Raw genomic sequence first — 21,435 nt, forward strand, 5'->3', positions numbered from 1 at the left:
ACATCAAATAGTCATCATGTACAGCAAAGGTTCTGAGCAGAAGAAACAAGCCAAAAAACCGCTAATGCGTACAGCAAAAGGTATGTCACATCGCCCCAGAATCCACCAACCGACGCAACGCCTCCGCCGCCCCAATCAAATACGCCCGCTCCGAAGAAGACGCCCCCACCTCCCCAGCATCAATCGAGCGAACAAGATCATCCAGAGCACGCGCGGTCGCCATGGGATCACGATCATCACCCTGACCCGACCGGGTCCGCTCCTGGCTCGTCATGGCGCTCAGGGTAACGTGAGCACCCCACTCGCCAGGGGAACACAAGAACCCCAAACCCCGCGTGGCGCCACCTTCACCACCCATCACCAGAGGAAAAACCACCACCACTCCCCCGCCTCAACCCAGGCAACTCCCCCACACTGGCCTCAATAACATCACCAAGGGCAACCAAATCTGCCCGGCACAGCCGCAACACCACACCACAGCCATCATCACGCAACACCATCCCCTCAGCCCGCCACCGCGCCGCCGCCTCCACCAAAAGAAACCCCGGCAACCGCCCAGAAGCATTCACCACCCGCCACCACGGCACCTGCCTGCCACCACACCCAGACATCACCCGCCCCACATGCCGCGGCGACCTACCAAACAACTCCCCCAAATCCCCATACGTCACCACCTGACCAGCAGGAACCAACCGAACAACCTCATACACCTGATCGGCAAACAACTCACTCACAACCCACTCCCCTACACACAACAACCACAACACAACAACCAAACACCGTTCACGCCTGCGCACCACGCATGAACGACAATGGTGCCTCACGGCAACCGCAGGCAACGGGAGGACAACGGCATGAACAATCGGATCCCCACCACCGAGGATCCCGCCGACCCCATATACGAACTGCGAGCCGACAACATCTGCGCCGGATATGCCCTCGGCCGCGCAGGCCGAAGCAGATGGCGAGGATGGCTCGACAGCCCCTCCCGCCCCGGAGGAACACTCGTCCTGGACAACATCAGCATCACCATTCCCGCCGGCACCCGAATTGGCCTACGCGCAGACCCCAACAGCGGAAAAACCACCCTCGCCCGCGTTCTTGCCGGCCACATCGAACCCCTCTCAGGCCACGTAACCTGCAATGGCACACCCGTAGCCGCGCGAAAAGGGGCACCCCACAGCGATATCCACCTCCTCACCTCATCGCCACGTCAGCAGGTCGACCCACAACGCACCCTGGCCCAATTCATCGCCGAACCACTCTTGACCTCAACCGCCCAATCATTACCGCCCATCGAAAACACCGCCGTCCTACGCTCAGCAACCGATGGCACCGAAACCACCGCGCACTCCCACGACGCCATCCGCTACGTATGGAGCCGCGAATCGCACGCAGCCCACGCAGCTGACCTCAATCACCTCACCACTACCGACGAAGTCCGCAACGCTGCCGACTTCGTCAAACTCACCACCACCGCACTGCACGCACACCCTGAAGAAGTCTGCCTAGCCGACCTGCGCCGCGCCGCATTCGCACGCCTCCTCCTGGCCCACCCCGCCTACCTCATCTGCGACGAAGCCACCACCGACGAAGCCACCACCGAACTCCTGGGCAGCATCACCCAACACCTCGCCAGCAACGGCACAGGCATCCTCATCACCAGCCGCACTCACGACTTCCTCGCTGCATGCACTGACGCCGTCACAGAACTGGCCACCCTATAAAGACAAGCCCACCGGCCACCCAACACCCACCGCACAGTTCTCACCCAAGAACACCGTAATTTCTTACACACACAATCCATCGGCCCAAGGCCGCACCCACCCGGCAAGGAGTCATTCGTGGGGTTCATCTTTCTCATCCTGGCCGTCGTCCTCGGCGTAGCCGTGCTCTCACGCCTACTCGGCGGCAGCGACGACGCCCACGACGAAGTATTCGAAGGCGTCGCACCCGGAATCATCCCCGCCTCCGAAACCGAAGCGCCCACCCGGCAAATCACCGCCGCCGACCGCAAACTACCCGTCGCCGTCCGCTTCGAAGCCCCCGAACGCATGCGCCCTGAAGAAACCGGCATCATCCGCGACCGCAACACTAGCGGCTCTGACGTTGCCGCAGCCTTCGTCGCCATGACCGTTGAAGGCTATTACCGCATCGAAAACCGTGCCGGCGACACTCCTGAAACCACCGACACCGGAACAGCCAGCACAACCAAACCCGCCAAAAACACCAAAGACAACTGGATCATCACCCGCACCGACAAATCTCCAGACGACCTCGAACCACTACGCCGAAACCTCTACGAATCCATCTTCGCCACCGGCGACACCGTCGCCCTCGAAGCAGCCAAAGCAAATATGCGCGGCGCAGCACTAACCCTCCAACAAGAAATCAACACCGGCGCTATCACCAAAGGTTGGTACACCGCTGGTGGGGCAAGCCGCACCGCCGTCGGATCAGCCCTAGCAGCCCAAACCGCTGGATTCCAGGAATACCTCGGTCGCGCCGAACAGAAACAACTCCAATACGAAGAAGCCGCAGGCATCTTCAGTCGCTTCCTCCCCTGGGCTGTCGGGCTCGGCGTAGCGAAAGAATGGTCCGGCCACTTCGCAGACATTGCCGCCCAAGCTGAAGCAGAGGGCTACGGAGACGCCCTCATGGCAGCCTGGGCCGCCGACCTAGCCTGGTGGACCGGAATGGCCATGCTCCTTAACCCCGGCATGTTCGACGGGCTAGGCGAAGCAATCGGTGAACTCAGCGAAGGCATCGAAGATTTCGCCTCCGACATGCTCAGCTTCGGTAGCGAACTCTTTGATGAAGACCCCTTCACCCGCTTCGGTGGCATCTTCGAAGACGACACAGACTCAGGAGTCTTCGGAGGGCTCTTCGACGACGACAACCTCTAAACAGCCACACGCCACCACGCCGCGACCACTCCACCTAGGGGAGGTCGCGGTTTTTTATGCGGTCACCACCGTTGCGAATAGCCTGTCGAAGAATGCCTCGATAGTGCGGCACCAACCCCGGAAGGTAATACGGATGCAGCCTCACCTGGCTTGCATCGCCCCCCTCTATTACGCACGCCAAACGATCGAGATAGAACTCCCACAACGGGCCCCGCTGCTCAAGCGTCTGCGCGCACGTGTATGACTGCATCACTGTGATCGTGCATCCAGGAACAACATCACGAGGATCCGAATCAAGAGTAAACGTGATGTGATGAGGAGAAACACGCTCACCTTTGGATGCATCCAGCGCCAGCGTGATACTGCGCCCAGGCTGAGCATCCTTGATAGTAAACGTCAGCCATGGTGAGGGGTTCTCCTGCGTGAGAAGAATGTCAACACGGCCAGTGTTGTTGTTCGTGCTGCGAGGGCCAATCCACTGTGGAGCTGCCGAATCATCAGTAAGGGCCTTCCACGCCTGCTCCGCAGACACCGCGAACGAACGCTCACAGGCCACGATAAGAAATGCCGGGTCATAGCGGTGCACATGTTGTCCAAGGCCGGGCATATGTTCGGCGACGAGGCGACTCGTTGCCTGCGAATGCATAGAGAGTCCCTTCTCTGGTGACCCGGCACCACTGCCACTCATACACAGTCATGAACCGAATTCCCTTCTATTCTAGGCCTTGTCGCGATAGGTGAGATTCGCTGGGGCGCTCCGTAGAATCTCGGGGTGACCCGACCCGACCCAGCCTCAATCCTCTTGCGCCAAGCCAAGCGCGATCTGGACCCCCTCTCATGCGACTACTACACCGCAGCCGAATGCCGTTCCTGCACCATGCTGGGGATACCGCATCGAGACCAGATAGCAAGCAAGCAGGCGCGCATCCAGGCACTGCTAGCCCCATATACCGCCCCGGAGGGATGTGCTTGGGAGGAACCCGTCTACCACTCCCCCAGCGGATTTCGAAATAAAGCCAAGATGGTTGTTGGAGGCACTACTCACGCCCCCACGCTCGGTATCTTGGACCGTGATCGCCGCCCTGTTGACCTGCGTCATTGCGCACTGATTGACCCCCGTATCGAAAATGCTTTCGGGGCAGTGACCGCGATGATCACAGCCTGTGGCCTGGTCCCCTACGACGTTCCGAAACGTTCAGGCGAACTGAAGAATGTGCTCATCACCGTTAATCCTGACGGTGAACTGATGGTGCGTTTCGTGGTGCGCTCCGAGAGGTCCGTATCTGCTCTGCGTGCAGCGCTTCCCGTACTTACCGAACAACTCCCCCATGTGCGTGTGGTATCCGTGAATGTTCTACCGGAGCATAAAGCGGTCCTCGAGGGAGAACAGGAATGGATCCTCACCCCCGAATCCACCTTACCGATGCGCCTACCTGGACTCACCCTAGAGCTAGGGGTGAAAAGTTTCTTCCAAACTAACAGCGAGATTGCTGCTGACATGTATCAGCAAGCCGTGCGGTGGGCTCACGATATCGGCGCTAAACACGCCTGGGATTTGTATTGCGGAGTTGGTGGGTTCGCGTTAGCGCTTACCGCCGTTGTGGAATCAGTAGTGGGCGTCGAAGTCTCTGCCGAAGCAGTCGCAGCGGCAAAACGAACGGCACAGGACACTGGGTTGAGCGGTGTCGCTTTTGTGGCGGCAGATGCACGGCAGTGGGTGGGGCAACAGGATTGCGTTCCTGACCTAGTTGTGGTGAACCCGCCTCGCCGTGGGTTGGGGTCAGAGTTGGCACGCGTACTGGAAGGCTCTGGTGCGCAACGAGTGCTGTATTCGAGTTGCCAGGCAGCCACGCTGGCAGAAGACCTGGCTGTGATGACTTCATGGCGGATTGAGCGAGCCCGCATTTTCGACATGTTCCCGCAGTCAGATCATTGTGAAGTGATGGTACTGCTGACCAGAACAGAGATGACCGATTAACCCTGGTGCCTCCGGCAGGAGGCACCAGGGTGTGGTTAGTTATCGGATTTGAGGCAAGGAAGCGCGTAGTAGCCCTTCAGAGTTCAGGCCGAGCAGTTCAACCGCCTGAGACAAGAGCGTCTCTCCCCCGCTGCCGATAACACCGCGAAGATCCTGTGCTAGTGCAGTCCCAAGCAAAGACGCGTTCGCTGCCACAGGGGTGTCCATGTTGTCTGTGGGGAAGAATCGGTCGAACGGACCGGTCTTTGGCATAGGCGTCACATCGATCTCTGCACGTGTGACACCGAGTCGGAAAGCGACTCGGTCGACAGCTTCGTCCAAACCACCAAGGTGATCGACGAGTCCGTGGGTGTGTGCATCCCGGCCAGACCACACGCGGCCGCGGGCGAGTTTTTCGACTTCATCGACTGGCATGTTTCGCCCTTCAGCGACTTTACTGATGAAGTCGTCATACACAATGTCCAAAAGACGGCCCAGTTCTTGGCGGGAATCCTTGTCGAAAGCGTCAAAAACGGACAGGAAGGTCGCGTGCCGGCCTCGGGTTATGGAGTCGTGGGTGACGCCGATACGTTCCAGGCTTTTACCGACACTGGTTTTCCCAGCGATCACGCCGATGGAGCCAGTGAGTGTGTGCGGGTCAGCCACGATTTCGGTGCCAGCTGAGGAAATATAGTAGCCACCAGATGCAGCTGCTTGCCCCATGGAGATAATGACAGGGATCCCGGCTTCGCGGACCTGCATTACTTCGCGGCGGATGGTGTCTGAGGCGGTAGCGGATCCTCCACCGGAGTTGATGCGCAGCACCACGGCTTCAACTTTTTCATTGACTGCGTGGCGCAGGGCAGCGCCGAGGTCATCGGATCCGATGCTGTGACCGCGAGGGCCAGGGTTGGAACGGCCTAGGTGAATGGGGCCGTGCGCGGTGATGAGCGCCACGTTACGTTTGCCGCGTTTGCGTTGGAGAGCGTTGCGGATAGCCGAGTGGTCGTAGCGTTCAACATATCGGGTGGTGGTGCGCTCCCGCTGGGGGTCTTCCAAGCGCTCGTATAGCCAGCTGTAGGCCTCGTCGCGGTATCCGATGTGGTCGATCAGGCCGATTTCTTTGGCTTGTTCGGGGGTGAGGAACCCAGCGTCGAGGATGCTGCGGGCAGAATCTAATTCGATACCGCGACCGGCGGCGATTTCTTCGAAGGCGGCATCGATGCCGCTGTCGAGGATGGCTTGGTATTGCTCGCGGTCAGCGTCGGTGAAGCGGCGTTCAGTGAGGGCGTCAGCGGCGCTCTTGTATTCTTTACGGCCATCGAATTCGGGTTTAGCGTCGATTCGGTTGAGGGCGTCATTGAAGAATGGGCTGGTTAACGAGGTGCCTACTGGTGAGATGAGGCCGCTGGGTTGGAGCCAGATGTGTTCACAGGCGGATGCGATGAGTAGCTCGGTGAGGGATGAGTTGTTTTCGCCCATTGCCTCCGCCCAGGCGAGGGTGGGTTTTCCGCTTTCGCGGAAGCGGCGGATGGCGCGGGTGAGTTCGTCGGCAAGCTCCATGTTCATGGAGACACCTGCAGCGTGGACGACAAGGGCAACGACCTTATCGTCATGGGCTGCGTCGCGCAGACCGCAGATGATTTCCCATAGGCGGGGCGTGGTGCGTTGGGAAAGGATTTCCAGGGGGTTGGTGGGTGCAGTTTCGGTCAGACCACGAGCAGCGTCTATTTCAAGGATGACGTTGCCAGAAGTGCCTGGGATAGGGATGCGGCGCAGGAGTGCGTCGTCAATGGGGAGTTTGTCGAGGAGCTGTCGCAGTGAGGCCATAGTTCGACGGTAAGTGACTATCGCTGTGGGGGCATCTCGTTCCGTTCGAGGCGGAATTGCTGTGTTGCTTGTTTTTCGGTGTTGTGGGTGCTTTCAACGTCGCGGATAGCCTCGGCGACGGTTGTGGGGGCCCAGCCTGCGAGGTGGTGTCCGGCCCATTGGACAACTTGGACGGTGACGAGGTTGTGGCGGGGGTTTTCGGTGTTGAGGGTTTCAGCGAGGTCGTGTTGCTGCTTAATCCAGTTGCGGTTATGTGGCAGGAGTCTGTGCCACACCGCGACGAGGAGGTGTACGGGGATGGCGGGGAGAGGTTTTTCGGCGCGGAGGCGGTGTAGTTCGGTGGCTAAATCCAGGTAGGCGGCATCTTCGATGCAGGCTGCACCGAAGCGGCGTAGTGGGCTGTGTGGCACGGAGTAGCGGATGAGGAATCTGCCTAGGCGTAGGAGCATGCGGCGCCTGCGCGCGGGGACGGGTAGGTCGGGTTCGATACTGCCGTCGAGGATGACGACGCCAGCGACCAGATCCGGGTGGGTACGGGCCACGGCTTCAACGATGAATCCCGCCCAAGAGTGGCCGACGATGGTGGCAGGTAGAGGCGCTCCTCGTCGTTCGGCCATTTCCAGAGCGGTGACGACACGGTTGATCTCGTCGTTGAGGGTGGGCGGGTCGTGGCGGGGCATGTCGGATAGGTGTCCGAGGCCGGGACGGTCGAAGGTGATGACGGTGTGGTCTTTGGTGAGTTCTCTGGTGAGGTCGTTGAAGGTGTGGGCTGCTAGGCCTAGGCCGGTGGCGAGCAAGACGGTGGGGCCGTTGCCGATAACGCGCAGGCTGATGGGTGCGACGCGGTTTCGGTTGCGGAGCGCGTTGCTGATTCTGTCTCGGGGGCGTCGTGGTGCTCCGGTCATGTGATGAACGCTACTCCCCTGTTGTTGTAGTTGATTGGTGGCAGGGCCGGGAGAGTGGGTGTGTGGCCTGCGTCGTTAAGCTCCTGGCATGACTTTTGGCATCGATTTTGGAACTACTCGAACAATTGTTGCTTACGCGGACCGAGGGAACTACCCGGTCGTCTCTTTCTTCGATGCTGATGATGAGCCGCACTGTCATTTCCCGTCAGTGGTGGCTGATACGTCGGATGGTTTGGTGTATGGGTTTGCTGCATTGGAGGCAGCAGCGGATGGTGCACGTTTGACGCGTTCTTTTAAGCGCCTTTTGGCTAGCCCTGATGTGTTTGCAGCGACGCCGGTGTGTATTGGTGACCGCGAGGTCCCTCTCATTGATGTATTGACGGGCTATGCGCAGGCATTGCGGGAAGCATTGGCGACGAAGTCTTCGATTGCAGCAGATGTGTCAGCAGGTGGCCCTGGAATGTTGGACACCGTGTTGGCTGTTCCGGCGCACGCACACGGCCCACAGCGTTACCTGACCTTGGAGGCTTTCCGTGCGGCTGGCTTCACAGTGACAGGAATGGTCAATGAGCCTTCAGCTGCTGGTTTTGAGTTCACGCACGGGCAAAGCCGCACGTTGAACTCGCGCCGTTCCCGGGTGGTGGTGTACGACCTGGGAGGTGGGACGTTTGATGCTTCATTGGTCAATGCTGATGGCACCGACCATCAGGTGATGGACTCGACGGGATTGAACACCGTCGGTGGTGACGATTTCGATGCGGGATTGGCTCGTTGCGCAATGCGTGCTGCTGGTCGTACCCGTGAAGAATTGGGAGCCAAGGTGTATGCCCAGCTGCTGGAGGACTGTCGGGACGCCAAGGAGCATTTGTCTCCGCAGAGCAAACGGATCCCTCTTGAGGTTGATGGCGCTGCGGTCACAGTGACGGTGGCGGATTTCTATGAAGAGGTTGCCCCGTTGGTGAAGAAAACAATCCAGGCTATGGCGCCACTGGTCGGTGGCCTTGACCATGAAGCGTTGACCGATTCAGAAGTTGCTGGCATTTATTTGGTAGGCGGTGCTAGTGGGTTGCCACTGGTGCCCAGGCTGGTCAAAGCGCAGTTTGGTCGGCGTGTGTTCCGTTCCCCTTACCCGGCAGCCTCGACTGCTATTGGGTTGGCGATTGCTGCCGACGAGGGCGCGGGGTATTCGCTGTCGGATCGTCTTTCGCGTGGCTTTGGCGTGTTCCGTGAAGGTGATGGTGGCCGTCAGGTGTCCTTTGATCCTCTGGTAGATCGCAGTGTGTTGGTCGATCGGCACAGTGATGTGTCGGTGAGCCGTACCTATCGGGCCGCGCATAACGCAGGTTGGTTCCGTTTCGTTGAGTACGGGACGTTGGATGAGTTCGGCGGGCCGCGTGGGCAGATCGTACCGTTCGCGGAAGTGGTTTTTCCCTTCGATGCGGCGTTGCAAGCTATGGAGAATGAATCTCCTGGCAGTGTTGCTGCGGTGCCGGTTGAGCGTACGGAGATCGGGCCGCTCATTGAGGAGCGGTACACCATTGACCGTCACGGCATTGTGTCGGTGACGTTGAGCGATCAAGACACGGGTTTTTCGCGCACGTATGAGCTCAAAGGTGAGAAGACTGCTACGCAGGTGTAGTGGCTAGATGCCCTGGCCGGTGTGTAACCGGTCAGGGCATCGGCTCTGTGGGAATGGTGACTTCGTGTTCGTAGTCGTCGTATGAGCGGGGGTCTTCGCTGGGTTCGATATGGATAGAAATGCTCACTTCACCGAACTCGGCGCGGATCGCTTTTTCAATTTCTTCGGCGAGGTCGTGTGAGCGTTTCACGGTCCAGGTGCCGGGAACGAGTAGGTGCATGGAGGTGAAGCGTTGCTGTCCGCTTTCTCGGGTGCGTAGGGCGTGGGCAGCGGTGGGTGCTGGGGTGAGGGCGGCGACGATTTCGGCTAGGCGGGTGTTTTCTTCTTTGGGCCAGGAGACGTCCATGAGGCCGTCGATGGATTCTTTAATGAGTTTCCATCCGGTGATGATGATGTTGATGCCGACGGCGAGGGCCACGATCGGGTCAAGGATTTCCCAGCCGGTGACAAGTACTAGAGCTACGCCGACGACAACCCCCACGGAGGTCCACACGTCGGTCATGAGGTGGCGGCCGTCAGCGGTGAGAGTGAGTGATCGGTGAGTTTTACCGGCGCGGATAAGGATGAGAGCCACGGCACCGTTGATTGCTCCTGCCACCAGGGAGATAGCTAGGGCGGGGCCGATGTTGTCCAGGGGTTTGGGATCAAGTAGGCGTTGGGTGGCGGTGAAGCAGATAGCTGTGGCGGCGACGAAGATCATGATGCCTTCGACAGCGGCGGAGAAGTATTCAGCTTTGCTGTGGCCGTAGTGGTGGTTGGCGTCGGCGGGCATCGCGGCTGCGCGCAAGCTGATGAGCGCAATGATCGCGGCGACAAGGTTGACGGACGATTCGAGTGCGTCGGAGAGCAGACCGACTGAGCCGGTCATCCACCAAGCCACGATTTTGAGTGCCATAGTTCCCAGCGCGGCGGCGATGGATAACCATGCGTATTTTGTCAGATCCACGACTGTTCCTGAGTGTGGGGCAGGGCCGGACGCGGAGCTGTTCATGAAAAACATGTTCGGCTCATGCGTTCGGCCCTGCAAGGAAGGTGAGGCGTACCGGAGTTCGTGTCGCGACTAGCCGCTGTAGACGGTTAGTCCAATGAAGTTGGGGGTAGTGATGTTGATGGTGGTTCCTCTGGCGCCGTTCTTCTTGATGAGGAAACCGATGCCGTCTTTGTCTACTCCCACGAAAGCTGCCTTGCCGACCAAGGGGGTCAGGGAACGCATGGCCCCGTAGTAGCCATCGAGTGGGATGGCTTTGCTGCTGAACTTGCCGGTGCCGCTGCCGGTGTACAGGAAGGCACGTCCGTCGTTGCGGACGCCGATGACATCTGTTTTTCCATCACCGCTCCAGTCACCCATGTTCATGATTTGTTTGAACGTGTGCCAGCCTGATCCGATTGGTCGGGCACGGTGGAAGGTGCCGTTGCCTTTACCGGGGTAGAGGTAGAGCCGTCCACTGCGGTTGGTGGCGAGCATGTCGGGGATGCGGTCGCCGGTGAAATCGGCTCCGGCGGTTAGTGAGCGCATTGCGCCCCACCCGTGCCCGACCTGGCGGCCGTTGGCCAAGGTGCCGTCGTTTTTTCCGGTGAACAGGTACATCCGCCCTTTGTGGTCTACGCCCAGGACATCACCGCGACCGTCGCGGTTGAGGTCTCCAGCGGCAACGACGCTGCCATAGGAGGCGAAGTTGCCGCTGTGGATTTTGCGGGCGAAGGCCAGGTCATTGCCGGTGTAGGCGGAGGCAAACAGGGCGTTTGAGGTGCCGCGCATGATCACATCAGCTGCGCCCACAAGTTGGTTACCAGGGGTTGACACCGGCGGTTTGGGGGCTGGTGCCGGAGCCGGTGCCGGAGGGCGAGAGACACCTCCGGGAACTCCGTTGCTGCCGTTTCCATTGCGCACCATTCGGGCAACATCTCGGCGGATTTGCGGTAGCCGTGAGTAGAAGTAGTCCCCGGGGCATTCGGTGGCGCCGACGTCACGGTGTCCAACGATTGCTGGGTAGGTGCGTCCGTAGATGGTTTGGGTGCCTTGCGGGTTGAAACCGTGGATAGATGCTTTCCAGGCGATAACTCGCTCAACGGCGTTAACGGCTGCGTTAGAGATGGGCGCTTGGCTGTGGTTACCCATCACGGAGACGCCGGTGGTGACGCTGTTAGTGCCGTATGCGTGTGCACCGACAACAGCGCTGCTGGTGCCGCCAGCACGGCCTTCCCAAATGCGTCCCCATTTGTCGACAAGGAAGTTGTAGCCAATGTCGCTCCAGCCACGGTCTTTGACGTGGAAGGCGTAGATTCCGCGCAGGATGGCAGGTACCTGGGATTGGCTGTAGTTGTTGGTCCCCTCCGTGTGGTGTATCACTGCTCCGCGGACGACGCCGTAACTGGGTGCATTACGGCGCAACGATTCGTCAGCACCCCAGGCGGCACGGGAGTTGATCCAGGGGCGGTTCACTGCGGCTGCTGCGCTGCCAGGAGCCACAGTTCCGACGGTGGAGTCGGCCGGTGATTCGTTGGGGTCGATGAGGCTGAGTTTGGCGTCTACCGTGTCTTGTCCGACAGGGCCGAGGGTGCGAACTTGGGCGTGGGTGGCTTCAGTGACCACGATGGGGTCACTCCCGGCGCGGGTCGATGAAGCATTGGGGTCGGCTTTTTCTTCACCGGATTCTGCTTCAACAGCTTTCCACTCGCCCCACCCTGCTGCGGTGCGCAGTCGGTATTGGACGACAACATCGGTGCCGGTTCCGGCTTTCCATGTCACACCCATAACTGTCAGAGGTGCGGGAACTTTCTGTTCCGGGGAGATTTCCAGCACGTGTGGGTTTTTCTTTGCTGCTGGGGATAGCTCTGCCGTTGCGGCTTGTTCTTGGGCCAGCTTTTTATCGCGGGCGGTCAATGCTTTTCCGGTACCCGCGGTGGCCTCGGGGGCTTGAAGAGCAACTTCAGTTTTTTCTGTAGACACGGGAATTGGATCAGCGGAAGCGTCAAAAATGCCAGGCGATACCACTGTCACCATGGGGGCCAGTAAAGCTATAGCGGTTGCGACAGATAGGTGCCGGATTCGCACGATGGATTCTCCTCAGTGTGCGTTTCACAGCCGATCGTGCGGCCGTGCTGGAAAAGGCTTTGGATCTTGGCGGGTCCGCCTACCAGTCGTCCGCATCTGCCTGCATCTGAGGTGAGGATGTAATCATTTCGTGTCATAAAACCCCTGCTTGTTACGCAAATAGGGTCGATGCAGCAGTGAACCCCACCTCGCTTCGCGAGGTGGGGTTCAGCACGAAAAAGATTAAATATCAGTGCTTCTGGCCAATTTGGTCAAGCATTTCTACGTACCACTCCTGAGTGACGTCGAAGGCTTTGTGTCCCTTGATGCGGTCAAATTCAATTGCCCGCAATTCGTCATTTTTCTCTTCGTCATGGCCAATAACTCCGGGAACGCCAGCCAAAGCCTTGTCGACAGCGAGATCGGTCATAGAAGCAATGAGGGTGAGGTCATATTCGTTCGCTGCAGCGGAGCGCGCAAAATAACCTGACTTTTGAACGAGGACCTTTTCTGCACCCAGTAGCGCAGCGAACTGCTTACCAAACCATGCCCCTGGGTTGATTTCAGCTAGGCGCACGTGACCGAATGCGTCCCGAGGCACATCTGCCCCTTCAGCTTCCATACGGGCCACGATGTCCTCAACGCCGGCGCCTTCAGAGATGAACAAGTTAACGCAGCCCACCTCATCCATAACGGCTTTAAGGCGGTTCGCTTCTGCCTCGATGTCGATATGAGCTTCCGGCACGTAGATGCCGTGAATGTCCCATGCACGGCGGTCTAAACCAATTTCAGGAAGCCACTGGCGCGTGTCGAGCCACTCACGGTATTTGCGTGCAGTCGCGCCGGTTAGCCAGCCACAGTTACGCCCCATCACTTCGTGAATGATGAGCATGCGTGCGTTAGCGTTGTGTTCACCAATAACATTGGCAGCGAACTGAGCGCCGTACTGTGCTGCAGTGTCAGCCCCCAGGGACTGGCGGACCGGGACGATGTCGTTGTCGATTGTTTTCGGCAGGCCCACTACTGTCAGCGGGTAGTTATTAGAGGCTAGGTGAGCAGCCAAGTCCGCTGCCGTGGTGTTGGTGTCGTCGCCACCAATGGTGTGCAGCACATCCACGCCATCTTCAGTCAGGCGCTTGGCTGCGAAGTCCAGCGGATCCACACCCTCAGGGACCAGCCCACGCTTGACGAGGTCAGCAGTGTTGGTCAGCTTCACACGAGAGTTTCCGATCGGGGAACCACCGAAACCGTGCAGCAGGTGTGCGTTCTGACGCACCTGGTCAGTGATGGTGTAGAAGTCACCACTGAGCAGGCCCTGGTAGCCGTGCTTGTACGCGATGATCTCAACATCGGGAGCCACCTTCGAGTACTTCTCGATGAGGCCACCGACAGCAGACGACAGGCAGGGAGCAAATCCCCCGGCGGTGAGCAGAGCCACACGTTTCACGGACGCAGCGGTGTCTGACATGAACGAACCACTTTCGGGCTTGATGGACGTCGGTCAACTCGAGCCTAGTACGCCAATCACTCCGGTTTTACCGGCCCAGGCACAGCATGCGCGACAACCGGACCTTCCCTGCGCCGGCTGCTCCCACCGGAACTGGGCATTTCAGCACCCTGATCGGTCAGGCTATCCACCGGCGGCAACACTCCCCCACTGTGAGGGATATCCCACGTATGCACTGGTTCACCCGTGCGCGCATTGGCCTGATACTGCAACGTCATAGATCGCAACGCTTCAGCACGGGACTGTCCACGAGACTCAAAAGCCTTCACTGCTTGCACCTGCCACACCGCCCCATTGGTGCGCGACAAACAACGCCCCTCAATCACCCCTAAGTACAGGTCGATAGCATCCTGATCTGCTCCCAAGCTGCGCAGACCCGCCTCCGCGACAGGCAGCAGCACATCAAGAACAAGCTGATCAGGTGTTACCCGCCCAACACCTGGCCAAAACATCTGAGCATCAAAACCATCCCGCGCACCGCGCAAAAAATTCGTCTCCGCGGCAGTGAAAGACAACTTGCTCCAAATAGGACGAGTCTGCCGAGAGAAAAACCGGGTAGCCCCGAAGAAAAACGCAGCATTAGCGACCATGTCAGCAGCAGTCGGCCCAGCCGGCAACACCCGATTCTCCACACGCAAATGCGGAACTCCCCCAGCAGTGTCATAAATAGGGCGGTTCCAGCGATAAATAGTGCCATTGTGGAGCATCAACTCCTCCAACTGCGGAACTCCCCCAGCAGCCAACACTGCTTCTGGATCCTCATCACTCATCTCTGGCAGCAACGGCGGAAAATAACGCACATTCGCCTCAAGTAGATCAAAGATCGAGGTAATCCAGTTATCCCCAAAGTGCACCCGCGGATGCACCCCCTGATTCACTAACTCTGCCGGCCGTGTATCTACCGCCTGAGTGAAAACAGGAACCCGACCCTCTTGCCAGATCTCCGTGCCGAAAAAATACGGCGAATTCGCCCCAATCGCCACCTGAGCACCAGCAATCGCCTGCGCTGAGTTCCACGCCCGTGCGAAGTCACGCGGCGTCACCTGAGTATGCAACTGAAACGACGTGCATGCCCCTTCGGGAGCAACAGTGGGCCACCCCATATGCAGGCGCTCGCGGGAAGGACCTGTGATGTCCAAAACTACGTCTTCGCCTCGGGCGCGGATGATCGCATCATTCAACGCCTGGAACCGGCTAGATTCGGTCATCCACTCCCCCGCTAACTCCTCGGTAGTTAACGTAGGAAGCAGACCGATGGGCAGCACACTGGCACCTATCGTGGCTGCAGCCCGGTTCACCTCACCCATGGAGGCCCGCAGCTCGGCCCGGAGCCGGTGGAGCGCATCCCCATCTAGCAGGCGGGGCTCGGCATTGACCTCCACATTGAACCGGGCTAGCTCAGGCACGACATCGATCCCCTCAGAGGCATCGATGACAGCGAGGCTGTCAAACACGGCTTGACCATTGGCGTCAATGAGGTCCAGTTCGAGCTCAACCCCAGTCATGGGGGTCTCTTCAGCGAAATCTGTTCCGGATAAAAGTTTTTCGAAAACATCCAGGTCAAGCTGCACTTTGGAACGAAACCTGCCCGGTAAAGAAAAGTCCCACTCCGGTGACGTAATCTCACGACCCATACGGCTCAGAGCCTCCTCCAGCGGGGGTGACACAGACACACCGCACGCTACCGGCATCACCTGCTGTTATCGCTACGGCGCACCCATGGGCACGCATGCATTCTGCGCCTACCACCTGTGAGCGTGCGCACGCATCCCTGGTGCGCACAACGCACATGGGGCTTGGCAGGAGCGTCAATAAGAACGCTCGGGCCAAACCCCATACATGCGTCTCAAAAAATGAGAAAGGATCGGTGGTGGAGGTTTCTCAACCTCCACCACGCCACCTCAACCTCAGTCCTCGTAAGACTCCATCGGCGGGCACGTGCACACCAAGTTCCGGTCACCGAACGCGCCATCAATACGACGCACCGGAGGCCAATACTTCGAAGCCGGATCCACGTTGCCCGGGAACACAGCCATCTCACGGCTATACGGGTGGTTCCACTCCCCCGCGATGCTGGCCGCCGTGTGCGGAGCGTTACGCAGCACGCTCTCCTGCACAGCAACCTCACCATCTTGAACCTGCTGAATCTCTGCACGAATAGCAATCATCGCGTCACAGAAACGGTCGAGCTCTTCCTTGTCCTCGGACTCAGTCGGCTCCACCATCAGTGTTCCCGCAACCGGGAACGACATCGTCGGGGCGTGGAAGCCATAGTCGATAAGACGCTTGGCCACATCGTCGACCGTCACTCCACTGTCATGCGTGAGCTTGCGCAGGTCGAGAATGCACTCGTGAGCCACGATCCCGTCATTGCTGTACAACACTGGGTATGAATCCCGCAGCCGCGCCGCAATGTAGTTAGCGTTGAGCACTGCACTGTAGGTGGCCTGCTTCAACCCCCGGCCACCCATGAGGCGAATGTAAGCCCACGTAATCGGCAGCACACCAGCTGAACCAAAAGGCGCCGAAGCACACGGGCCAGAACCCGTCTGCGGACCTGCGCTCGGGTCCAACGGGTGGTTAGGCAAGAACGGCGCCAGATGCGACTTCACGCCCACCGGGCCAACGCCAGGGCCGCCGCCACCGTGCGGAATCGCGAACGTCTTGTGCAAGTTCAAGTGGCTCGCATCTCCACCGAACTGGCCAGGCTTAGCTATACCGACAAGAGCGTTCATGTTCGCCCCATCGATGTAGACCTGTCCACCCTCGGCGTGCACCAACTCCGTCAGCGTCGTCACCGTGTCCTCGTAGACACCATGTGTCGAGGGGTACGTAATCATGATCGCCGCGACCTTGCCCGCATGCTTATCCAGCTTGGACCGCAAATCCTCGAGGTCGATCTCACCGCCCTCGGTGCTCTTGACCACAACCACCTTGAACCCGGCCATACCCGCGCTCGCAGCGTTGGTGCCGTGTGCGCTGGAGGGAATGAGGCAGATATCGCGCTCACCCTCACCGCGAGAAGTGTGGTAGTCACGGATGGCAGTAAGGGCAGCTAGCTCCCCGGCAGCACCAGAGTTCGGCTGGAGGGTGAATGCGTCGTATCCAGTGATTTCTACCAGCCAGCGCTGCAGGTCGGTGATGATTTCACGGATACCTTGCGTCTGGTCCGCAGGGGCGAACGGGTGCAGGTTAGCGAATTCGGGCCAGGTGACGGCTTCCATTTCCGTGGCCGCATTAAGCTTCATCGTGCACGAACCCAGCGGGATCATGCCGCGGTCCAGTGCGTAGTCCTTGTCGGAAAGTTTGCGCTGATAGCGCAGCATCTGAGACTCCGAGTGGACAGTATTGAAGGCCTCCGCTGTCAGGAAAGCCGAGGTACGGGCAAAAGCCTGACCCCATTCCTGACTCAATGCAGCGGTCAGTTCTTTCCCCTCAGGCAGCAGTCCTGAGACGAGCTCGTCGACTTCTTCGGCGCTGATCTTGACCCCGAACGCAGACAGCAATCGCGAAACAGTGTCGCTGTCGGTAGTTTCATCACAACTGAGCAGGATCGTGTCGTCGTTGGCCCGCCAGACGTTGATGCCGTGTGCCACAGCCTTGAGCAGGATGTCTCCGGCGCCACCGGGGACCGAAACGGTCAAGGTGTCGAAGAAACGGTCAGTGATGACGTTCACGCCAGCCGCAGTGAGTTTGTCGGCAATGACACGGGCGTGGGCATGCACTGTGGTAGCGATCTTCTTCAGCCCAGCAGGGCCGTGGTAAACCGCGTACATGGAGGCAAGGATGGCCAGCAAAGCCTGCGCGGTACAGATGTTGCTGGTGGCTTTCTCGCGGCGGATGTGCTGTTCACGAGTCTGAAGAGCCAAACGGTTCGCTGGGTTGCCATCAGCGTCCACACTGGTGCCGACCAGGCGGCCAGGCATGTTTCGCTCCAAGCCTTTACGTACCACCATGTAACCGGCGTGAGGTCCACCAAACTGCATGGGCACACCGAAACGCTGCGAGGTACCTACCGCGATGTCTGCGCCCCACTCACCGGGGGGCGTCAGCAGCGTCAGCGCCAACAAGTCTGCTGCCGCAGCCACAAGGCCTTTACCTTCGTGGACAGCCTCAGCCAAAGCAGCGTAGTCACGGATCTGGCCACTAGCACCGGGGTACTGGACGATGACACCGAATACCTCGTGGCCACCGGCAGCTTCCTTCAAAGAGGCAGCGTCAGTGACACCACTGAGATCAGCCTCAACGACAGTGATTCCTACCGGCCAGCTACGCGTTTTGATAACCGACTTGGTTTGCGGGAACAGGTCCGCATCGACAACAACAACCGCGTCTTTGGCAGCTTTGCTGGCCCGACGCATCAACGTCACGGCTTCACCTGCGGCGGTTCCTTCATCAAGCAGGGATGCGTTCGCGATGTCGATGCCGGTGAGATCACTGCACATCGTCTGGAAGTTCAGCAGCGCCTCCAGGCGGCCCTGAGAGATCTCTGGCTGGTAGGGCGTGTACGCCGTGTACCAGGCAGGGTTTTCCAGCACTCGGCGGCGGATCACGCTAGGCATGATCGTGCCGTAATAGCCCAGGCCGATCATCGAATCCTTGACCGTGTTACGGGCGGCTTTCTCGGCCAACTCGGCAAGAACAGCGTTCTCAGACGAGGCGGCCGGGATGTTAAGGACGTCGTTAAACCGGATCTGTGAGGGCATCGTTGCATTGACGAGCGCATCGAGGTCGCTAACCCCGATCGTCTGGAGCATCTGCTCCACGTCAGTGCTCGTGGGGCCGATGTGGCGTCCAACGAAAGCCGAAAGCTCGCCGGTGCGGTTGGAATCGGTGCTCAAGGCAATTCTCCTGCCTGCTGACTCGTGCACCGACGGTCACTGGCGCCGGTGCTCCGTTTGTCGATATCGGGTCGTTGGAACACCGGTGGGTGAGTTATCGGCAAATACCGACGGCGTGTGCTCACCTGCGAGGCCCCCACGATCACCCTGGGATTTTTTGACACTAACATTGGCGTCTCCACCTGCGGATCCAGACGCGGATGGACACAAGGTCACGTTACCTGCATCACAAGTGACGTGTGCCCCTCAGCGTCAACCGGTTTTGCGGGCCTCGCGGCGGGCAGAGAGCTCATCAATGGCTGGTTCGGTTGGTGCAGCCGGTTCGCCGAGGCGCTCGACCGGCAGTTCAGCAAGGTCACCCTCGACTTCACGCCACACTCGCCCAATAGCGATACCGAACACACCCTGGCCGCCTTGGAGAAGGTCAATAACCTCATCGTTACTGGTGCATTCGTACACGGTGGCCCCATCACTCATAAGGGTGACCTGCTCAAGATCATGAGTACCGCGTTGGCGAAGAGCATCGACAGCGTTTCGGATTTGCTGGAGCGAAACCCCCGTGTCTAGCAGCCTTTTCACTACTTTGAGGACGAGGACATCGCTGAAGCTATAAAGACGCTGACTGCCAGATCCGGCAGCGCTACGCACTGAAGGCTCTACCAAACCAGTGCGTGCCCAGTAATCCAGCTGCCGGTAGGTGATTCCTACAGCTTTGCAGGCGACAGGTCCACGGAACCCAGCATCTGTAGGAAGCGTCTGCGGGTCCTCGCCAGAAACCTGTTCTGGAGGCGGGGCCGAGGGAAGGGTGAGAGCCGGTTCGGTGCCCGGCATTTCATTGTCCTTACCCATAGGGCCTCCTGGTTAATGGTGGCCCAGATGATGCTTCGCTGGAGTGCTTCGCGCCGGGCCGACTCTTCGAAAGTACGGACACCTCCAGCGAGGGTCAACGATAACGATGCTCGTCAACGGCACGTGTCGCGGTTTAATGCATGCAAACGGCGGTGTTCTACTTCGGGTCCAGGTCATCTCCTGCGGGTTCTTCAGGGCCACCTTCAGTGTCGAAATCTTCGGGAGAGACGTTATCGAGGAACTCCCTGAATTTTTCGACCTCGTCGTCACGGTCGTCATCGACGATGACTCCCGCCTCATCCATCACTTCATCGACCACGCGGATCGGTGACTCTGTTCGCAACGCTAAAGCGATCGCATCAGAGGTGCGTGAGCTCACTCGCACGCCATTGCTGAAGATGAGGTCGGCATAAAAAACCTTGTCTTCGAGCTTGACGATTTGCACCTCGTTAAGAAGAACGCCAAGGCCAGTGATGACATCTCGCAACAGGTCATGGGTTAAAGGGCGGGGTGGTTCAACGCCTTGTTGAGCGAAAGCGATCGCGGCAGCTTCTGCAGCACCAATCCAGACAGGTAAGTAACGGTCCCCCTCACGTTCACGCAGGAGAACGATGGGTTGATTGGTAGGGGTTTCCACTCTTACGCCAAGCACATCGAGGTCACGCACCCCTCCAACCTATCGCGATTCGCTCCCAAGATGGCCAGGGCAAGCATCGATGTTTCTTCCGTTCGGGCCAAGGGAACCTTCAGGGGTGACGTGAGCGCGCCACTCCTGCCTGCACTAATGCGGCGTGGAGGGTGAGGAATTCGTGCAGCATCTCTCCGAGACGTTCTGCGCCGCTGTCATCGTCGTGGCGGGGGTTGAGCTGTTGCGCTAGTCCTACTTCACGTTCAGCAGCGGTGCGGAATGTCCGCAAGTGGCGAGGCTCAAGCCCGTAAGAGGCCAGTACTGCTGCTGAAGTAGCAACAGGGATGGCGTAACCGTCGACGTGTCCAGCCTCGTCAGGGACGATGAGGCCGTATCCGACGAGAGATTCGATGTAGGCCTCTGAGGTGTGTGCAGATCGAGCTAACTCAGCCAGAGTGATGCGCAGCTTGTTTGGTGGAGTGAGGAGTTCTGCTGCATCGGGAACGGCGGGGGGCTCCACAGCTGGAGCGGTGGGAGTCGAGCCGAGCGTGAGGGCAGGTTCCAGCCCTCGATCCATTGCATCGAGGGCTTCCCTGATGACCTTCAGTGGCCAAAAATTGTCGCGTTGAGCACGCAGGATGTACCGGATGCGCTCCACATCAGATGTGCGGAAGTGTCGATATCCGGAAGGAGAACGGGCAGGGGTTACCAGCTGCTTGGACTCCAAAAACCGGATTTTGCTGATCGTGAGATCCGGGAATTCCTCGGATAGCAGATCAACAACCGCGCCGATCGTGAACGATTCTCCTTTAGTCGTTTCCTCGTGCTCTGCACCAGACACGGTCAGATCTCATCCTTGGCGAGGAAAAGAAGACGGAACTTACCGACCTGAACCTGGTCGCCGCTGCGCAAGACCGCCGAGTCGGTCATTTCTTGGTTCACGTAGGTCCCGTTGAGAGAAGCGACGTCACGAACGTGGAAGAAGCCGTCCTTGTACTCGAAAATTGCGTGCCGTCGAGAAACAGTGACGTCATCGAGAAAGATGTCACTGTCTGTGTGGCGCCCCACAGTTGTCACGGCAGAGTCGAGCAGGAAACGTGCTCCGCGGTTAGGGCCGCGCAAGACGATGAGCAGGGCAGTTCCTGGACGGAGAGCCTCGGCAGTGGTGCGGTCTTCGTCTCGGAGGCCGTAGTCGACGTCGGCGCTTTCCGGGATATTTATGCCGGTGAACTGCATGGTCGCAGGGTCGGTGCGTGGGGCTCCGAAATTCTGCGGGGTGCTGTCGCTCACGACATGCTCCGTTCGCGTCCGGCCCGCATGTGCGGGCTCTGTTCTCTGG

18 protein-coding genes are annotated in these 21,435 nt (G+C 59.1%); 4 read left to right on the forward strand and 14 right to left on the reverse strand.

Features of this window, described 5'->3' with window-relative positions; all coding sequences use genetic code 11:
* Positions 1-85 precede the first annotated feature (85 nt).
* Complete coding sequence (locus AC2T9U_RS05510; protein ID WP_147279196.1) at positions 86-274, reverse strand: hypothetical protein; 189 nt, start codon at positions 272-274, stop codon at positions 86-88.
* A 73-nt stretch (positions 275-347) separates the two neighbouring features.
* Positions 348-734: an MGMT family protein gene (locus tag AC2T9U_RS05515; RefSeq protein ID WP_493696867.1), complete on the reverse strand. Its 387-nt coding sequence runs from the start codon at positions 732-734 to the stop codon at positions 348-350.
* A 120-nt stretch (positions 735-854) separates the two neighbouring features.
* Between AC2T9U_RS05515 and AC2T9U_RS05520 the strand changes: the two genes are divergently transcribed.
* Both AC2T9U_RS05520 and AC2T9U_RS05525 read left to right on the forward strand, forming a co-directional pair.
* Positions 855-1,727, forward strand: a complete 873-nt coding sequence (locus tag AC2T9U_RS05520; RefSeq protein ID WP_493696868.1) for an ABC transporter ATP-binding protein — start codon at positions 855-857, stop codon at positions 1,725-1,727.
* Positions 1,728-1,844: 117 nt separating this feature from the next.
* Positions 1,845-2,906: a DUF2207 domain-containing protein gene (locus tag AC2T9U_RS05525; protein WP_493696869.1), complete on the forward strand. Its 1,062-nt coding sequence runs from the start codon at positions 1,845-1,847 to the stop codon at positions 2,904-2,906.
* A gap of 34 nt (positions 2,907-2,940) precedes the next feature.
* Here AC2T9U_RS05525 and AC2T9U_RS05530 read toward each other — a convergent pair whose 3' ends face one another.
* Complete coding sequence (locus AC2T9U_RS05530; protein ID WP_115030361.1) at positions 2,941-3,552, reverse strand: SRPBCC family protein; 612 nt, start codon at positions 3,550-3,552, stop codon at positions 2,941-2,943.
* A gap of 126 nt (positions 3,553-3,678) precedes the next feature.
* Here AC2T9U_RS05530 and rlmD point away from each other — a divergent pair, with 126 nt between their 5' ends.
* Positions 3,679-4,884: a 23S rRNA (uracil(1939)-C(5))-methyltransferase RlmD gene (rlmD, locus tag AC2T9U_RS05535; RefSeq protein WP_493696870.1), complete on the forward strand. Its 1,206-nt coding sequence runs from the start codon at positions 3,679-3,681 to the stop codon at positions 4,882-4,884.
* Positions 4,885-4,923: 39 nt separating this feature from the next.
* Here the strand turns inward: rlmD and sppA are convergent, their stop codons facing one another.
* Both sppA and AC2T9U_RS05545 read right to left on the reverse strand, forming a co-directional pair.
* Entirely contained in the window at positions 4,924-6,693 is a 1,770-nt protein-coding gene (gene sppA / locus AC2T9U_RS05540) for a signal peptide peptidase SppA (protein ID WP_115030359.1), read from the reverse strand.
* A 17-nt stretch (positions 6,694-6,710) separates the two neighbouring features.
* Positions 6,711-7,598 (reverse strand): alpha/beta fold hydrolase, encoded by an 888-nt coding sequence (locus tag AC2T9U_RS05545; RefSeq protein WP_493696871.1) that lies wholly within the window; start codon positions 7,596-7,598, stop codon positions 6,711-6,713.
* 88 nt (positions 7,599-7,686) lie between these two features.
* On the opposite strand from AC2T9U_RS05545, the gene AC2T9U_RS05550 reads away from it, so the two are divergent.
* Positions 7,687-9,237 carry an Hsp70 family protein gene (locus AC2T9U_RS05550; RefSeq protein ID WP_493696872.1) on the forward strand — a complete coding sequence of 517 codons (1,551 nt, stop codon included), beginning with the start codon at positions 7,687-7,689 and terminating at the stop codon, positions 9,235-9,237.
* A gap of 31 nt (positions 9,238-9,268) precedes the next feature.
* Here the strand turns inward: AC2T9U_RS05550 and AC2T9U_RS05555 are convergent, their stop codons facing one another.
* The 9 genes from AC2T9U_RS05555 to AC2T9U_RS05595 form a co-directional block, all read right to left on the reverse strand.
* Complete coding sequence (locus tag AC2T9U_RS05555) at positions 9,269-10,228, reverse strand: cation diffusion facilitator family transporter (RefSeq protein ID WP_493696873.1); 960 nt, start codon at positions 10,226-10,228, stop codon at positions 9,269-9,271.
* Between the two features lie 69 nt (positions 10,229-10,297).
* Complete coding sequence (locus AC2T9U_RS05560; protein WP_493696874.1) at positions 10,298-12,187, reverse strand: FG-GAP-like repeat-containing protein; 1,890 nt, start codon at positions 12,185-12,187, stop codon at positions 10,298-10,300.
* Between the two features lie 334 nt (positions 12,188-12,521).
* A complete protein-coding gene (locus AC2T9U_RS05565; protein WP_493696875.1) occupies positions 12,522-13,739 on the reverse strand; it encodes a pyrophosphate--fructose-6-phosphate 1-phosphotransferase in 1,218 nt (405 codons plus the stop codon).
* Positions 13,740-13,795: 56 nt separating this feature from the next.
* On the reverse strand, positions 13,796-15,451 hold the full coding sequence (locus AC2T9U_RS05570) for a glutamate-cysteine ligase family protein (RefSeq protein WP_493696876.1): 1,656 nt from the start codon (positions 15,449-15,451) through the stop codon (positions 13,796-13,798).
* A 234-nt stretch (positions 15,452-15,685) separates the two neighbouring features.
* Complete coding sequence (gene gcvP, locus AC2T9U_RS05575) at positions 15,686-18,619, reverse strand: aminomethyl-transferring glycine dehydrogenase (RefSeq protein ID WP_493696877.1); 2,934 nt, start codon at positions 18,617-18,619, stop codon at positions 15,686-15,688.
* A 252-nt stretch (positions 18,620-18,871) separates the two neighbouring features.
* The gene (locus tag AC2T9U_RS05580) at positions 18,872-19,468 is read right to left on the reverse strand and encodes a MerR family transcriptional regulator (protein ID WP_493696878.1); all 597 of its coding nucleotides are present in this window, start codon (positions 19,466-19,468) and stop codon (positions 18,872-18,874) included.
* Positions 19,469-19,625: 157 nt separating this feature from the next.
* Positions 19,626-20,135 (reverse strand): bifunctional nuclease family protein, encoded by a 510-nt coding sequence (locus tag AC2T9U_RS05585; RefSeq protein ID WP_028326234.1) that lies wholly within the window; start codon positions 20,133-20,135, stop codon positions 19,626-19,628.
* A 79-nt stretch (positions 20,136-20,214) separates the two neighbouring features.
* The gene (gene ftsR, locus AC2T9U_RS05590; RefSeq protein ID WP_493696879.1) at positions 20,215-20,937 is read right to left on the reverse strand and encodes a transcriptional regulator FtsR; all 723 of its coding nucleotides are present in this window, start codon (positions 20,935-20,937) and stop codon (positions 20,215-20,217) included.
* 2 nt (positions 20,938-20,939) lie between these two features.
* A complete protein-coding gene (locus AC2T9U_RS05595) occupies positions 20,940-21,386 on the reverse strand; it encodes an FHA domain-containing protein (RefSeq protein WP_371667145.1) in 447 nt (148 codons plus the stop codon).
* Positions 21,387-21,435 lie beyond the last annotated feature (49 nt).

The organism is Dermatophilus sp. B7861-1 (genome assembly GCF_058996045.1).

What these genes read in the sequence shown, in the direction of transcription:
- AC2T9U_RS05510 (WP_147279196.1), bottom strand. Translation starts at nt 274, where the DNA reads ATGACGAGCCAGGAGCGGACCCGGTCGGGTCAGGGTGATGATCGTGAT.
- AC2T9U_RS05565 (WP_493696875.1), bottom strand. Translation starts at nt 13,739, where the DNA reads ATGTCAGACACCGCTGCGTCCGTGAAACGTGTGGCTCTGCTCACCGCC.
- AC2T9U_RS05580 (WP_493696878.1), bottom strand. Translation starts at nt 19,468, where the DNA reads ATGGGTAAGGACAATGAAATGCCGGGCACCGAACCGGCTCTCACCCTT.
- AC2T9U_RS05550 (WP_493696872.1), top strand. Translation starts at nt 7,687, where the DNA reads ATGACTTTTGGCATCGATTTTGGAACTACTCGAACAATTGTTGCTTAC.
- AC2T9U_RS05530 (WP_115030361.1), bottom strand. Translation starts at nt 3,552, where the DNA reads ATGCATTCGCAGGCAACGAGTCGCCTCGTCGCCGAACATATGCCCGGC.
- sppA (WP_115030359.1), bottom strand. Translation starts at nt 6,693, where the DNA reads ATGGCCTCACTGCGACAGCTCCTCGACAAACTCCCCATTGACGACGCA.
- AC2T9U_RS05555 (WP_493696873.1), bottom strand. Translation starts at nt 10,228, where the DNA reads ATGAACAGCTCCGCGTCCGGCCCTGCCCCACACTCAGGAACAGTCGTG.
- AC2T9U_RS05545 (WP_493696871.1), bottom strand. Translation starts at nt 7,598, where the DNA reads ATGACCGGAGCACCACGACGCCCCCGAGACAGAATCAGCAACGCGCTC.
- AC2T9U_RS05520 (WP_493696868.1), top strand. Translation starts at nt 855, where the DNA reads ATGAACAATCGGATCCCCACCACCGAGGATCCCGCCGACCCCATATAC.